The sequence below is a fragment of the Acidovorax sp. 99 genome (assembly GCF_003096455.1).
Classification (GTDB): domain Bacteria; phylum Pseudomonadota; class Gammaproteobacteria; order Burkholderiales; family Burkholderiaceae_C; genus Acidovorax; species Acidovorax delafieldii.
Map to the genome: position 1 here is coordinate 4,230,311 of NZ_QEKU01000001.1, position 15,085 is coordinate 4,245,395.

Below are 15,085 nucleotides of genomic sequence, written 5' to 3' on the forward strand. Positions count from 1 at the left end.
TGGTGCGCTTTTCAGCGGGCCGCTTCCAGCAGCTCTGCCAGGCGCGTGTGCCCCCGCTGTGCCGCGAGCTGTGCCGCATTCAGACCTTCGCGGTCCACCAGCGCCGGGTCGGCGCGCAGCGCCAGCAGCCGCTGCACAGTGGCGGTGTGGCCGTTCAAGGCGGCCAGCATCAGGGCGGTTTTTCCTTCGGGGTCGCGGGCATCCACTGGCGTGCCCTGTTGCACGAGGGCTTCGACCTGCTGGGGTTGGCCCGAGCGGGCGGCCTCCCAGATGGTGTTGGGCGAGGCCGCGCCCAGATTTTTTGACATGGCAGGGGCTGCAGCCGCCGTCTGGTGGTCGCGCGCTGCAGAGTCAGCCAGCGGGGCGCGGGTGGCTGGTGCAGCTGCTGCGGCGGGGGCAGCCGGAGCGGTTTCTTGAAGGGCTGGTGCAGGGGAGACTGATGCGCGTTCGCGCCTTTCGGTACTGGATTCGGCGCGGGGGGCTGCGGCCGTCGAGGGCATGGGGGGTGATGCTGGGAAACCGGAGAGGGCCCCGGCTGCGCGACGTGCTGACAGGGCTTCCTGCTCAGTGGAAGGCGACACAGGAGCCGGCTTGGCTACGGGCTGGGCGGGTGCTGGTGTCTGCGCAGGCGCGGGGGGGGCTACCGTGGCGGGCTTGGGGAGCATGGCGTCGGCCGACGGGCCGGCGCTGTTCCGCGTACTTTTCTGCGCGCTTTCCGGTGCAGGCGGAGTGACCGATGGGGGCTCTGCCGGTGGCGGGAGCGTCGGTGTGGCCGCAGGGGCAGGGACCGTGGGAGCCTGCGCAGGCGACTCGGTCCGGCGGTGACTGAAAGCGGTGTCCCGCTCTTCGGGCGTGCCGCGCTCAAACTGCAGCATCAGCAAGCCAGTCAGCCCCACCACGGCCAAGGTGGCCAGGGCCGAAATCTTCCAGCGTGCCTGGTTGGCGGCAGGGGCTGCTACCGGGGTGGCTGATGCCGCAGCCGCTGCCACCATCTGTGCATGCGCACGCACGGCATCGCGCACATGCACGCCGGGGCGGGCGCCTTCCTGTTCGCTGGCCTCGTGGTAGCGCCGGACCAGTTCGTCATCCTGCCGGGTCATACAAACTCCTTGAGGTGCTGGCGCAGGCTGGCCCGCGCGTAGCGCAGGCGGCTTTTGGCGGTTTCAAAGTTCACGCCGGTGGTCTCGGCAATCTCCTGCACGCTCAGATCTCCTTCGGCTTGCAACAAAAAGGCCTCGCGCTGCTCTGGCGGCAACTGCTCTACGGCGGCGATGAGCGCGGCGGCCTGCTCGCGCGACTGCAGCTGGCGCACGGGCCCAAAGCCCGAGTCCGCCACCAGCGTGTCTGCCAAGCTGCGCGCATCGTCGTCGCTGGCATCCAGGCTGGCATGGTGTTTGGCGGTACGCAGGTGGTCCACCAGCCGGTGGTGTGCCAAGGTGAACAGCCAGGTGCGGAACCTGGCCTTGACCTCGTAGCGGGCAGCGTTGCGCGCCACCGCAAACCACACGTCCTGCAGCAGGTCGTCGGCCACGGCTTGCACCTTCACGCTGCGAAACACAAACCGCCACACGGCCAGCTCGTGCCGGGCGTACAGCCGGTCAAACGCGGCCATGTCGCCACCGGCGTAGAGCAGCATCAGCGCTTCGTCGGCGTCGTAGGCATCGTGAGAGGGTGGGGCGGCAGGCACCCGGGCATTATGCGAAACCCTCATGCACTCACGGGCCGGCCCAGGCCTACCGTGGGTCGGGTACGTACGACAGGTTGTCCGACTGCGGAAACGCGCGCGGCACATGGGGCACGTGGGGGCGGGCGATGGGCTCGCGGATCACGCCGCTGGCGATCAGGTTCTCGCGGCTGTCGTAGCGGATGCTGATGATTTCATTGGGCTGCTCTTGCAGGCGCGTGAAGCTGGTGTGGGTGACAACCGAGGTCTCGCGCTGGCCGTGCGCCGTGCCTAGCTTGGCCGATGGCATGGGAACGGCCTTGGCCACACTGTCGGCAGATTGCGAGCGGGCAGAGAACTCTGCCTCGGCCGATGGGGCTGGGGCAGCAGGCGCACCGGCAGCCCCAGCGGCTGCGGGCGATGCGGGGTCCTCCCGCAGACGCCCGAGGCCCAGGCTGTTGTCGCGGCGCTGGCTGTAGGGCTCGGGGGTGATGGCGGGGGCAGGCTGGGGCATCGGTGGCTGTTCGCGGAACAGGGCGACGCCAATCACGCCCACATGCGCAGGGCGGCCCGTGCGGGCGGCATACGAGTTGGCGATGTGCGAAAACTCGAAGGCCGCCACCTGGCTGTCGCTCTTGCGCCAGCCGGTGATCTGGTAACGCTCATAGGGCGAGAACACATAGCCGCGCTGGTCCCACGCAGCGGTTTCGCCGCTGAGCACATTCACGCCGTCCACCGACGGCACGGCCAGCACCCGCTCGCCCAACCGGTTGCGCACCGTGATGGCATACCGCGCCCCGGGCCGCCCGGCCACCCAGTATTCGCCCCGGGCGTAGTGCACCGGCAGCGTGGCGCCGGTGTCGCGGTCCACGATGGTCACGTCGGCGAGGCGGCCAATGGCTTGGGCAGGCAGGTGGGCCAGGCCCAGCAGTGCTGTCAGGGCGGCGAGGGCGTGCAGGGTGAGTGAACGGGGTTTCATGGCAGCTCCATCAAAAAAGTGGTGGTGCTGGGTGAAACGAACGGGGCGGGGCAATGGGGTTGAGGGGTACCGAAAAATTCAAGAATTTTTTCAGCACCTCATTGCACCCACCCTGGCGGACCTGCTGTCCGCAATGCTGTCTCAGTGTGCGAGGCGTCGCACGCCGGGGACGGGCAGGGCATTGCCACGATGTACTGGCGTGGCACGCGGTGCATCGAGTCCCATGCCTGCTGAAGCACTGCCGCCGACCTGGAACACGGCCACCAGCTCCGCCAGCCGCTGGGCCTGCTGGCGCAGGTTCTCTGCGGCAGCGGTGCTTTCACCCACCAGCGCGCCGTTTTGCTGCGTCATCTGGTCCAGCTGGGTCACAGCCACGTTGACCTGCGAGATGCCGTCGCTCTGCTCGGCAGCGGCGGTGCTGATCTCGCCGATGATGCCGTTCACGCGCTGCACGCCTTGCACGATCTCGTTCATGGTCTCGCCCGCGTTGGCCACGAGCTGGGTGCCCGAGTCCACCTTGTCGACGCTGGACTGGATCAGCGCCTTGATCTCCTTGGCGGCCTCGGCGCTGCGCTGTGCCAGGCTGCGTACCTCGGTGGCCACCACCGCAAAGCCGCGCCCCTGTTCACCCGCGCGCGCTGCTTCCACGGCAGCGTTCAGCGCCAGGATGTTGGTCTGAAACGCAATGCCGTCGATCACGCCGATGATGTCGGCGATTTTCTGGCTGCTGTGGTGGATGTCCTGCATCGTGCTCACCACTTGCTGCATCACCTCGCCGCCCTTGGTGGCGGTGCTGGCGGCGGTGGTGGCCAGTTGGTTGGCCTGGCGGGCCGAGTCGGCGCTCTGGCGCACGGTGGCGGTCAGCTCTTCCATGCTGGCGGCGGTTTGCTCCAGGCTGCTGGCGGCTTGTTCGGTGCGGTGGCCCAGGTTCTGGTTGCCACTGCTGATGTCGTCGCTGGTGGTGCGTAGCTGCGCAATGTTGTCGCGCACGGCCGAGACCAGTTCATGAAAGCGCTGTTGCATGTCGCGCACGGCCACCATCACGCTGCCGGTGTCGCCCGCCTTCACTTGCACTGGGGTGGTGAGGTTGCCCTGCTGGATGGCTTGCACCACCGCGCGCACTTCGCTGGGCTCAGCGCCCAGCTCGCGGCCAATGCTGCGTGATACCAGCACCGTCACCGCCACACTGATCAGCACCGCCAACAGCGTGATGGACAGCATCACGCCGGTGAACTGGCTCGCGTCCTGGTTGGCCGTCTGGCTGTTCTTGATGATGCGCGCTTCTTCGTAGTCGATGAGCTTGTTGGCCGCTGCCAGCCATTGCTCGTACTGGGGCTTGGCCTCGGTCCAGAGCATGGCTTCAGCGCCTGCGCGGTCGCCGGACTGCATCAGCGCGACCACCTTGCTAGTGGTGGCTACCGTACGCGCTTCAATGTCTTTGAGCGACTGCACCATAGGGGCCACTTCGGGCGGAATCTCCTTGGCGGTTTTCAGCACGCTGTCCAGCTGCGTGGCGGACTGGGCGTAGAAGTCCGCCAGCCGTGCGATGGATTCGATTTCCTTCTTGCGTGCGTCGTCGTTGGGGGCCAGCACCACGTCGCGCACCGCGATGGAGCGGTCGTGCGCCGAGCCCCGGAAGTTGATGGCAGCGCGTTGGATGACGGCGTTTTGGGTGGCATTGGCGGTCAGGGCGGCATCAATGCCCCGTGCAATGAGCACGCTGTAGACCGACATGCCGAGCAGGACCACGATGACCAAACCGAAGCCCGCCATCAGGCGCTGGCTGATTTTCCATGTGTGCATTGAAAGGTGCCTCTTGAAGTGAAGATGACTAAGGAAGAACCGACCTGGGACAAGCCGCCAATGCAAACCCAACCAGCGGCCGTCGTGCGGAACGGCGCCAGGTGTCTTGTTTGCAATTCGTTACATTGTACGCGTCGGTTTGAAATTAAACCGGTTGGTTTAATTTATTTACTCAATAGTCATTGCTTGAAAGAGGCAAGCAGAAGTCGCTTTTTTAGATGATTTGGAGATTAAATAACAAGAATTAAGTCGTTTGGGTTTTAAAGGCTGGCTCGCAGAATCCCTGCCTGTGACCACCACCACCACCATCATCATCGTCCCCGGCTGGCGCGATTCGGGCCCCGGCCACTGGCAAAGCCTGTGGGCCGAGCGCCTGCCCCACGCGCGCCGCGTGGTGCAGGACGACTGGATCACGCCCACGCGTTCAGCCTGGGTGAGCCAGCTGGAGAAGACGGTGCTGGCCGCAACGCACCCTGTAGTGATCGTGGCGCACAGCCTGGGCTGTATTGCCACCACCCACATGGGGCCGGAGGCTGCAGCCAAGGTGTGCGGCGCCTTGCTGGTGGCTCCTGCCGACCCCGAGCGCCGCGCCATCCTGAGCGACTTTGCCCCCGTGCCCTACGCGGCGTTGCCTTACCGCAGCATCGTGGTGGCCAGCAGCAATGACCCGTTTTGTCCCATTCGCCTAGCGGGCGCCTATGCCAGGGCCTGGGGCAGCGAGTTTGTGCGCATGCAGAACGCGGGGCATATCAATATTGACTCGGGCCATGGCGAATGGCCGCTGGGCTGGGCATTGCTGCAGTCTCTGGAGGGCGACCACAGCACCATCCAGCCAGCGCCAGGGTATTCGCAGGTTTCTCCGGCCGCCGCCTGATTGCTATCTAATCGATAGCTGTCGGCGCATGTGTTACCAGCGCTTGGAGCCTGCAGGACCCGAAATGTCAGGCCCGGGCAGCTAGTGTGCGGTTTGGGGCCATGGCGCCGGCACGCCCTTCGAGATGTCTATATGCCAATTCTCGATTAATTAACAAGAATATATTCTTTTGAGTTTTAAGGGGTGGTCCGCACAATGCGGAATCTCCTGCATTTTTTGGGCGACTTCACCATGACTTCTTTGAAACTCAAGACCCTCCTGGCCTCTCTGGCCCTGGCCGCGAGCGGCATGGCTGCCGCTCAAAATTCGCTGCTCAATGTGTCGTATGACGTGGCCCGCGAGTTCTACAAGGACTACAACGTGGCCTTCGCTGCGCACTACAAGAAGACCACCGGCCAGGACGTGAAGATCGACCAGTCGCACGCCGGCTCCAGCGCCCAGGCCCGTGCCGTGAACGACGGCCTGGCTGCTGACGTGGTCACCATGAACACCACCACCGACGTACAGTTTCTGGCGGACAACGGCGTGGTTGCCAAGGACTGGGCCAAGAAGTTCCCGCACGACGCATCGCCCACCACTTCGACCATGCTGTTCCTGGTGCGCAACGGCAACCCCAAGAACATCAAAGACTGGGACGACCTCATCAAGCCCGGCGTGCAGGTGATCGTGGTCAACCCCAAGACCGGCGGCAACGGCCGCTATGCCTACCTGGCCGCCTGGGGCGCCGTGCGTGAAAAGGGTGGCACCGAGGCGCAGGCCGCCGAGTTTGTCGGCAAGCTGTACAAGAACGTGCCTATTCTGGCCAAGGGCGGCCGCGATGCCACGGCCACCTTCCTGCAGCGCAACCAGGGCGATGTGCTGATCACCTTTGAATCCGAGGTGGTCTCCATCGACCGCGAGTTCGGCGCGGGCAAGGTCGATGCCATCTACCCCTCGGTGAGCGTGGTGGCTGAAAACCCCGTGGCCGTGGTGGAACGCACCGTGGCCAAGAAGGGCACGGCCCAACTGGCCAAGGCCTACCTGGACTACCTGTACTCGGAAGAAGCGCAAGAGATTGCAGCCAAGCACGCCATCCGCCCCCGTTCGGAGACCGTGCTCAAGAAGTACGCCGACACCTTCAAGCCGCTCAAGCAGTTCACGGTGGCCAAGTACTTCGGCTCGCTGACCGAAGCGCAGAAGGTGCATTTCAATGATGGCGGCCAGTTCGACAAGCTGTACACGCCCGGCGCCAAGTAAATAGGCCCAGCGCTTTTCCCGACTCACCACTGCATCTATGACCACTGCGACCGCTGTGGCCGCAGCCCCGGCCGGACGGCGCGCGCCCAAGCGCGTGCTGCCTGGCTTTGGGCTGTCACTGGGCTACACCCTTTTCTACTTGAGCATCATCGTGCTGATCCCGCTGTCGGCACTGATCTTCAAGACCTTCACGCTCACCTGGGACCAGTTCTGGGCGGCCATCAGCGCACCGCGTGTGATGGCGTCGTACCGGCTGACCTTTGGCGCATCGTTTCTCGCGGCGCTGGTCAATCTGGTGTTTGGCCTGCTGATCGCGTGGGTGCTGGTGCGCTACAAGTTCCCGGGCAAGAAGATCGTGGACGCGCTGGTGGACTTGCCGTTTGCGCTGCCCACCGCTGTGGCCGGCATCTCGCTGACCGCACTGTTGGCAGGCAATGGTTGGGTGGGCAGCATTCTGGAGCCCATGGGCATCCAGCTCGCGTTCAAGCCGGCGGGCATCGTGATCGCGCTGATCTTCATCGGCCTGCCCTTCGTGGTCCGCACCGTGCAGCCGGTGCTGGAAGACGCCGAAAAGGAACTTGAAGAAGCCGCCACCTGCCTGGGCGCCACACGCCTGCAGACGTTCACCAAGGTCATCCTGCCCTCCATCACGCCTGCGCTGCTCACCGGCTTTGCCATGGCGTTTGCGCGGGCCGTGGGTGAATACGGTTCGGTGATCTTCATTGCGGGCAACATGCCCATGGTGTCCGAGATCACGCCACTCATCATCATCGGCAAGCTGGAGCAGTACGACTACGCCGGCGCCACGGCCGTGGCCGTGGTGATGCTGGTCATCTCCTTCATCCTGCTTCTGATCATCAACGCACTACAGGCATGGCAGCGACGCCACGCGGGGGCTCCAGCATGAGTGGCAACAACTCGCGAACCGTTCGCCGCGCACAGGCTGGCACCACCGAGGCGCCTTGGGTCCGCTATACGCTGATCACCATCGCGCTGGCCTTCATGCTGCTGTTCCTGGTGTTGCCACTGGCCGCCGTGTTTGCAGAGGCGCTGCGCAAGGGCTTTGGCGCGTACCTGGAGGGCCTGCGCGAGCCCGATGCCTGGTCGGCCATCAAGCTCACGCTGATCACTGCGCTGATCGCTGTACCGCTGAACCTCGTGTTCGGCGTGGCAGCCGCGTGGTGCATTGCCAAGTACGAGTTCAAGGGCAAGGCCTTCTTGACCACGCTGGTGGACCTGCCGTTCTCGGTGTCGCCCGTGGTGGCGGGCCTGATCTATGTGCTGATGTTTGGCGCGCAAGGCTGGTTTGGTCCGTGGCTGCAGGCGCATGACATCAAGATCATCTTTGCCGTGCCCGGCATCGTGCTGGCCACCGTGTTTGTGACCTTTCCGTTCATCGCGCGAGAACTGATCCCGCTGATGCAGGCGCAGGGCAACGACGAGGAGCAGGCCGCCATCGTGCTGGGTGCCAGCGGCTGGCAGACCTTCTGGTATGTGACGCTGCCCAACATCAAGTGGGGCCTGCTATACGGCGTGATCTTGTGCAACGCGCGAGCCATGGGCGAGTTTGGTGCCGTGTCGGTGGTGTCGGGCCACATCCGTGGGCAGACCAACACCATCCCGCTGCACGTCGAAATTCTCTACAACGAGTACCAGTCCGTGGCTGCGTTTGCTGCGGCCTCGCTGCTGGCTTTGCTGGCCCTGGTCACCCTGGTCATCAAGACCATTGCCGAGCACCGCAACGAACAGGCCCTGAAGGCCGCCGCCGAATTGCCGCCCGAGCGCCCCGCGCCCGCTGGCGTGTGAAGGAAACAGAACATGAGCATCGAAATCCGTAACGTCAGCAAGCAGTTTGGAGACTTCCAGGCCCTGCGCGATGTGAGCCTGGACATTGCCTCGGGCGAACTCATTGCGCTGCTCGGCCCCTCGGGCTGCGGCAAGACCACGCTGCTGCGCATCATCGCGGGCCTGGAGACGGCCGACGTGGGCACCATCCACTTCAGCGGCGAAGACACCACCGACGTGCATGTGCGCGAGCGCAACGTGGGCTTCGTGTTCCAGCACTACGCGCTGTTCCGCCACATGACCGTGTTCGAGAACGTGGCCTTCGGCCTGCGCGTGAAGCCCCGCGGCGAGCGCCCCAGCGAAGCGCAGATCAAGCAGAAGGTCATGGACCTGCTCAAGCTGGTGCAGCTCGACTGGCTGGCCGAGCGCTACCCCTCGCAGCTCTCGGGCGGCCAGCGCCAACGCATTGCGCTGGCTCGCGCGCTGGCTGTGGAGCCCAAGGTGCTGCTGCTGGACGAACCCTTTGGCGCGCTGGACGCCAAGGTGCGCAAGGAGCTGCGTCGCTGGCTGCGCCGCCTGCACGACGAGCTGCATGTGACCAGCATCTTCGTGACCCACGACCAGGAAGAAGCCCTGGAAGTGGCGGACCGCGTGGTGGTGATCAATCAGGGCAAGATCGAGCAAAGCGGCTCCCCCCAGCAGGTTTGGGACCAGCCTGCCAGCCCGTTTGTCTACGGCTTTTTGGGTGACGTGAACCTGTTCCACGGCCGCGCCCACGAAGGCCTGGTGCACCTGGACGGCATGCAGCTTGACTCGCCCGAGCACCAGGCGGCGCAGAACGCCAAGGCCTTTGCCTATGTGCGCCCGCACGACTTGGACGTGGAGCGCTACTCCCCCGGCGCGGGCCTGGACGCCGAAGGCCGTCCCCGTGGCATCGTGGCCCAGCTGAGCCGCGCCATTGTGGTGGGCCCCATTGCGCGCCTGGAACTTATTCCGACCGACGATCACAAACCAGCGGACAATGCGTCCCCAGAATCCCTGATCGAAGCGCAGATCCCTGCGCAGCAGTTCAAGGACATGGGTTTCAAGGAGGGTGAGACGCTGGTGGTGACACCACGCCGCGCCCGCGTTTTTCTGGATCACGCCGCCGGTATCTGAGTTGCTTCTCCTTCGAGGCCTCTCTGGGTAACCTGCGGTTTCGAGGGACAAGAATGATGGTGTTGAACTGGATTGATCAGGCCCCGCGTCGCGTGCTGGCGCTGATCAGCGTGGCCTGTGTGGCGATGCTGGCGTTTGGCATGTACCTGCAGCATGTGGTGGGCCTGGAGCCTTGCCCCATGTGCATCGTGCAGCGGTATGCGCTCATTGGTGTTGCTGTATTCACGGCCCTGGCGAGTGCGCGAGGCAATCGGGGCTGGTGGATGACCTGGGCGGTGCTGGCCGTGATCACTGCCGGGTTTGGCGCCTTTGTGGCGGCTCGCCAGAGCTGGCTGCAGTGGTACCCGCCGGAGATCGCTACCTGCGGCCGCGACTTTTACGGCATGATCGAAAACTACCCCATCAGCCGCGCCATCCCCATGATCTTCCGGGGCTCGGGCGATTGCACTGCGATCGACTGGACCTTCCTGGGTGGCTCGATTGCCAACTGGTCGTTCATCTGCTTCGTGGGGTTTGGCTTGGTGCTGCTGGCTGTGCTGGTGCGGGCGCTGAAGGGTGGCAACAAGCGAGGCTCTGGTTATTCGATGGCTTGATGCCTGTGAGGCATGGGCTTGGATGAAAAAGGCGCTCCAGGGAGCGCCTTTTTCGTTATGGGAAGGGCTGCCAGCGCCGGTGTTCCTGCTCCGAGCGCAGTTCCACCTGGCCGCATGAAAGCGCACAAGGTTGGCTATCCAAGCACCACGTCCCCGGCGTCCAGCGATGGCGTACGCAGAAGGTCTTCGTTGATGCCCATGGTCTGGCTGGCGCGTTCTACGGCCTGCCACAGTGGCGCAGGCATTTGCAATATCTCTTCCGGCGACGCGGAGCGCGCGATCCATGCACTGATTTGCAGGTGCTGCTCGTGTGTGAGCAGGTCCAGGTTCAACATTTCGTCGATGATTTTCATGCAGGGGCTACAGGGTCGATGGGGTGGCTTGGAGATGGCTCTGCGCGGTAAAGCCCTGAGGAGGCTGTGCTGTGCATGAAGCGAAGAGGGGTTGCTCCGTGGCAACCTCTAGCGTCACGGAGCATGGTGTTTTGTAGAAGAGATGGTACCCAAAGCACCAATCTCAAGCGGTTCCAGTGCGACCGCTTCAGCCTGACATAACGGTGCCATGCGGGAACGGTACGCCTTGCGTACCGTCAACCCATGCGGGCAGTTTGGGCATCACCTGGCCAAACAGCGGACTGGCCTGCCATTGCGCCAGCAAAGCCTGCAGGCGGGGCCACGGCTGTGCGGTCCACCAGTCGGCATCAATGCCTGCAAACTGCCGCACAAAAGGCGCAATCGCCATGTCGGCCAGGGCCGCGTTGGTGCCGAACAGGTAAGGCTGATGTGGTGAGAGGCGCGCCTCCAGCGCACCCAACCAGGCCACGGCTTGGGCGTGTTCCGCGCCCATGTCAGCGTCCGGGTATCTGCTGGGGTACTTGCACCGGTCCAGCGCCTGCTTGAACGGGCCATCGCATTCGGCAATCAGCGCGAGCATGTCTTCCAGGCTGCCATGGCTGGGGGTGAGCCAGCCTTCAGGGTCGTGCTGTCGCAGCGCCCACAGCATGATGTCCAGGCTCTGCTCCAGCACCTGGCTGCTGGGCAACACCAGCACGGGCACCGTGCCCTTGGGCGATGCCTGCAGCAACCCCTGGGGCTTGCTTTTGAGCACCACCTCGCGCAGTTCGCAAACCTGGCCGCTCACGGCCAGGGCCAGGCGGGCGCGCATGGCATAGGGGCAGCGGCGGAACGAGTACAGGACGGGCAGCGCGGTCATGTTGTGCCATCCATGCCATCGTCCTCCGCGTGCTTGGCCACAGCGCGTGTGGGGCGGCCGGGTTGCTGCGCGCCGATGTGCTCTTGCCCACGCTGCCGGGCCAGCTGCATCTGCCGCTCGCGCTCGGCCAGGGCGCGTTCCTGCTCGGGGGTGCGGGTGCCGTGGCAATACGGACAGCTCACACCGGGCACGTAGTGCGGTGATTGCAACTCGGCTTCGCCCAGCGGCATGCGGCAGGATCGGCACAGCTGGTGGTGGCCCGGTGCGAGGCCATGGCCTACGGACACGCGTTCGTCGAACACAAAGCAGTCACCGTGCCAGCGGCTGGATTCTTCGGGCACGGTTTCCAGGTACTTGAGGATGCCGCCTTCCAGGTGGTATACCTCGTCAAAGCCTTGCGACTTGAGGAACGCGGTGGACTTTTCGCAGCGGATGCCGCCCGTGCAGAACATGGCGACTTTGGGCTTGCCCGCCAGCACGCCGCCGGATTGTTTCTCTTTTTCTACCCAGGCCGGAAACTCCGCAAAGGTCTGCGTGTGCGGGTTGATGGCGCGCTCAAACGTGCCAATGCCCACCTCGTAGTCATTGCGCGTGTCCACCACCACCACGCCCGGGTCGTCGATGAGGGCGTTCCAGTGTTCGGGCTTCACATAGGTGCCCGCGTTGCGTGCAGGGTTCAGGCCCGGCACGCCCAGGGTGACGATCTCGCGCTTGAGCCGTACACGCATGCGGTAGAAGGGCATGCGCTCGGCCAGCGCCTCCTTGTGCTGCAAGGCGGCAAAGCGCGCATCGTTGCGCAGCCAGGCCAACACCGTATGCACGCCCTGCGGTTCGCCCGCAATGGTGCCGTTGATGCCCTCGGGCGCCAGCAACAGTATGCCGCGCACGCCGTTCGCGTCGCACAGGGACTGCAGGGGCTCGCGCAGGGCGGCAAAGTCTGGCAGGTCCACGAACTGATAAAGCGCGGCAGTGAGATAGCGGGGTGTGACCGAGTCCACGAAAAAGGCGTTTTTGAAACAGGAAGGGGGATGATAGCTGTCACCTTTCGTTACGATGCGGGGTTACCAACGCTGCTTGCAAGGTGGTCGCATGAGCAAGGAATCCACTCTCAATCTGTTCCGTCGGCTGGAGCAGCTCAACGGCATTGGCGCTGCGCTCTCGCGCGAGCGGGACATCGACCGGCTGCTGGAGAACATCCTGGAGGCCGCCAAGACCATCACCGGGGCCGACGGCGGCACGCTCTACAGCGTGACGGAAGACCAGTCGGCCCTCAAGTTCGAGATATTGCGCACCGACTCGCTGAGCATCAACCTGGGGGGCACCACGGGCAAACCCATCGACCTGCCGCTGTTACCGTTGCGCACGGCCGACGGCGGGCCCAATGATTCGCTGGTGGCGGCCCACGCGGCCATCCACGACCGCACGGTGAACATTGCCGACGCATACAGCGCGGCAGGGTTTGATTTTTCGGGCACGCGCGCGTTTGACCAGCGCACGGGCTATCGGTCGCAGTCGTTCCTCACGGTGCCGATGAAGAACCACGACCTCGAACTCATCGGCGTGCTGCAGCTCATCAATGCGCGCGACCCGGACACGGGCGAGGTCATCACCTTCTCGCAGGCCGACCAGAGCCTGGCCGAGTCGCTGGCCTCGCAGGCGGCCATTGCGCTCACCAACCGGCTGCTCATCACGCAGCTCGAACGCCTGTTCGAGTCGTTCGTGAACCTCATCAACCTGGCCATCGACGAAAAATCGCCCTATACCGGCGGCCACTGCCAGCGCGTGCCCGCGCTCACCATGATGCTGGCCGAGGCCGTGGATGCCACGCGCGAAGGGCCGTTGGCCGCGTTCAAGATGAGCGACCGCGACCGCTACGAGCTCAAGATGGCGGGCCTGCTGCACGACTGCGGCAAGATCACCACGCCTGTGCACGTGGTGGACAAGGCCACCAAGCTGCAGACCATCTACGACCGCATCGGCCTGGTGGACACGCGGTTTGAAGTGCTCAAGCGCGATGCCGAACTGGCCGCGCTGCGCCGCCAGCTGGCGTTGCGTCCGGTGGTGGATGCACGGGCTGAAGGCCAGGAGCTGCAGGCCCTGCAGCACGAGATCCATGCGCTGGAGGAAGACCGCGAGTTTCTGCGCCGCAGCAACACCGGCACCGAGGCCATGCGCCCCGAAGACCAGCAGCGTGTGCGCGATATTGCCGCCATGCGCCACTGGCGCAACCCGCAGGGTGTGCAAACGAGCTTTTTGACGGGGGAGGAGGTGGAGAACCTCACCATCCGCTCCGGCACGCTGAACCAGGCCGAGCGCGACACCATCAACTACCACATCGTTGCCACCATCAAGATGCTGGAGACGCTGCCCTGGCCGCGCCACCTCCAGAACGTGCCCGAGTACGCTGGGGGCCACCACGAACGCATGGACGGCAAGGGCTATCCGCGTGGCCTCACGCGCCAGCAGATGTCGCTGCAGGCCCGCATGATGGGCATTGCCGACATCTTTGAGGCGCTGACGGCCGCAGACAGGCCCTACAAGAGTGGCATGACCCTGTCGCAGGCGCTGGCCATCATGTGCAGGATGCGAGACAACGGGCACATCGACCCCGACCTGTTCGAGGTGTTTGTGCGCGAAGGGGTGTACCTGCGCTATGGCCAGCAGTTTCTGGATGCGGGGCAGGTGGACGGGGTGGATGTGGCGGCGATGGGGTTTTGACACCGCTGCACCCGTGCATCACGGCGTATGTTTGCTATGTAATTGATAGCTTATAGGGCATGATCCACTAGCGCAACCGGCCAAAATCATTCCAATTCTTCAGCCCCGGCACCCACTGTGACGCTGGCCTGTGACATCAGCCAGTCCCGGAACGCTGCCATGGCCCCCGTGGTGGTGCGCGATTGCAAGCGGGTCAGCCAGTAGGCGCCCCGGTGCAGCTCTTGTGCAAAGGGCTGCGCCAGGCGGCCCTGCTGCAGTTCGCGCGCGAACATCTTCACTGGCAACAGTGCCATGCCCGCGCCCTGCGCCGCCGCTTCGGCCAGCGTCAGGGACGAGTCGAACACCGCGCCACGCACCACGGGGCATGGCGCACCCGCAGCCTCGAACCAGGCCGTCCATTCGTCGGTGCGGTAGCTGCGCAGCAAGGGCTGGCGCGCCAGGTCGGCCATCGTGCGCAGGCCACGGGCCAAGGCGGGCGAGCACATCACGGACATGGGCGCATCCATGATGCGGTCGGCCTGCGTGCCGTGCCAGGCACCGTCGCCAAAGCGGATGGCGTAGTCCAGCCCTTCGCCCGCCATGTCCACCCGGTTGTTGTGCGTGAGCAGGCGCAGGTCCACAAAGGGGCAGGCCTGCTGAAAGTCGCGCAGCCGGGGCAGCAGCCAGCCCACCGCGAATGTGCCCACGGCGCCCACGGTCAGCACCTCGCGCGGGCGGGTGTCGCCCAGCTTCTCCAGTGCGCGCTGCAGGTTGCCAAACGATTCCACCACCACCGGCAGCAGGGCCTGGCCTTCATCCGTCAGCGCCAGGCCGCGTGGCAGGCGGCGAAACAGCGGTTTGCCCAGCCGGTCCTCCAGCTTGCGGATGTGCTGGCTCACGGCGGTCTGGGTCACGTGCAGCTCCTGGGCTGCGCGCGTGAGGTTCAGGTGGCGGGCCGAGGCCTCGAAGGCCCGCAGGGCATTGAGTGGCAGGTGCATGGCGCCAAAAGGTCAAAGTTTTTCTTGGGGCTTTTGGCAATTATTGTCGATGGTACTGGGGGCTGAACCTCCGTATCGTTCGGGCCT

General features: G+C 64.7%; 15 protein-coding genes. 7 read left to right on the top strand and 8 right to left on the bottom strand.

Features of this window, described 5'->3' with window-relative positions; translation table 11 throughout:
* Window positions 1-11 precede the first annotated feature (11 nt).
* The 4 genes from C8C95_RS19520 to C8C95_RS19535 all read right to left on the bottom strand — a co-directional run bounded on the left by C8C95_RS19520 (window position 12) and on the right by C8C95_RS19535 (window position 4,445).
* A complete protein-coding gene (locus C8C95_RS19520) occupies window positions 12-1,100 on the bottom strand; it encodes an ankyrin repeat domain-containing protein (protein ID WP_116749661.1) in 1,089 nt (362 codons plus the stop codon).
* Window positions 1,097-1,636 (bottom strand): sigma-70 family RNA polymerase sigma factor, encoded by a 540-nt coding sequence (locus C8C95_RS19525; RefSeq protein ID WP_116750371.1) that lies wholly within the window; start codon window positions 1,634-1,636, stop codon window positions 1,097-1,099. The genes C8C95_RS19520 and C8C95_RS19525 overlap by 4 nt, the downstream gene beginning before the upstream one ends.
* 97 nt (window positions 1,637-1,733) lie before the next feature.
* Window positions 1,734-2,642, bottom strand: a complete 909-nt coding sequence (locus tag C8C95_RS19530; protein ID WP_116749662.1) for a hypothetical protein — start codon at window positions 2,640-2,642, stop codon at window positions 1,734-1,736.
* 141 nt (window positions 2,643-2,783) lie between these two features.
* A complete protein-coding gene (locus tag C8C95_RS19535; protein WP_116749663.1) occupies window positions 2,784-4,445 on the bottom strand; it encodes a methyl-accepting chemotaxis protein in 1,662 nt (553 codons plus the stop codon).
* Window positions 4,446-4,734: 289 nt separating this feature from the next.
* Between C8C95_RS19535 and C8C95_RS19540 the strand changes: the two genes are divergently transcribed.
* From C8C95_RS19540 to C8C95_RS19565, 6 genes are all read left to right on the top strand, one after another.
* Complete coding sequence (locus C8C95_RS19540; RefSeq protein WP_116750372.1) at window positions 4,735-5,319, top strand: alpha/beta hydrolase; 585 nt, start codon at window positions 4,735-4,737, stop codon at window positions 5,317-5,319.
* Between the two features lie 231 nt (window positions 5,320-5,550).
* Window positions 5,551-6,555 (top strand): sulfate ABC transporter substrate-binding protein, encoded by a 1,005-nt coding sequence (locus C8C95_RS19545; RefSeq protein WP_056067832.1) that lies wholly within the window; start codon window positions 5,551-5,553, stop codon window positions 6,553-6,555.
* A 37-nt stretch (window positions 6,556-6,592) separates the two neighbouring features.
* On the top strand, window positions 6,593-7,462 hold the full coding sequence (gene cysT, locus C8C95_RS19550) for a sulfate ABC transporter permease subunit CysT (protein ID WP_056746214.1): 870 nt from the start codon (window positions 6,593-6,595) through the stop codon (window positions 7,460-7,462).
* Window positions 7,459-8,361 carry a sulfate ABC transporter permease subunit CysW gene (gene cysW, locus C8C95_RS19555; RefSeq protein WP_116749664.1) on the top strand — a complete coding sequence of 301 codons (903 nt, stop codon included), beginning with the start codon at window positions 7,459-7,461 and terminating at the stop codon, window positions 8,359-8,361. The genes cysT and cysW overlap by 4 nt, the downstream gene beginning before the upstream one ends.
* Window positions 8,362-8,373: 12 nt before the next feature.
* Window positions 8,374-9,498 (top strand): sulfate ABC transporter ATP-binding protein, encoded by a 1,125-nt coding sequence (locus C8C95_RS19560; protein WP_116749665.1) that lies wholly within the window; start codon window positions 8,374-8,376, stop codon window positions 9,496-9,498.
* A 56-nt stretch (window positions 9,499-9,554) separates the two neighbouring features.
* A complete protein-coding gene (locus tag C8C95_RS19565) occupies window positions 9,555-10,091 on the top strand; it encodes a disulfide bond formation protein B (RefSeq protein WP_056746679.1) in 537 nt (178 codons plus the stop codon).
* 134 nt (window positions 10,092-10,225) lie between these two features.
* Here the strand turns inward: C8C95_RS19565 and C8C95_RS19570 are convergent, their stop codons facing one another.
* The 3 genes from C8C95_RS19570 to C8C95_RS19580 form a co-directional block, all read right to left on the bottom strand.
* Complete coding sequence (locus C8C95_RS19570) at window positions 10,226-10,444, bottom strand: hypothetical protein (RefSeq protein ID WP_116749666.1); 219 nt, start codon at window positions 10,442-10,444, stop codon at window positions 10,226-10,228.
* Window positions 10,445-10,631: 187 nt separating this feature from the next.
* Complete coding sequence (locus C8C95_RS19575) at window positions 10,632-11,303, bottom strand: glutathione S-transferase (RefSeq protein WP_116749667.1); 672 nt, start codon at window positions 11,301-11,303, stop codon at window positions 10,632-10,634.
* Window positions 11,300-12,301, bottom strand: a complete 1,002-nt coding sequence (locus C8C95_RS19580) for a rhodanese-related sulfurtransferase (protein WP_116749668.1) — start codon at window positions 12,299-12,301, stop codon at window positions 11,300-11,302. Before C8C95_RS19580 ends, C8C95_RS19575 begins: the two co-directional genes overlap by 4 nt.
* Before the next feature lie 91 nt (window positions 12,302-12,392).
* Between C8C95_RS19580 and C8C95_RS19585 the strand changes: the two genes are divergently transcribed.
* A complete protein-coding gene (locus C8C95_RS19585) occupies window positions 12,393-14,021 on the top strand; it encodes an HD family phosphohydrolase (protein ID WP_116749669.1) in 1,629 nt (542 codons plus the stop codon).
* 86 nt (window positions 14,022-14,107) lie between these two features.
* On the opposite strand, the gene C8C95_RS19590 is transcribed toward C8C95_RS19585, so the two are convergent.
* Window positions 14,108-14,998, bottom strand: coding sequence for a LysR family transcriptional regulator (locus tag C8C95_RS19590; protein ID WP_116749670.1), 891 nt, complete (start codon window positions 14,996-14,998; stop codon window positions 14,108-14,110).
* Window positions 14,999-15,085: the final 87 nt, after the last annotated feature.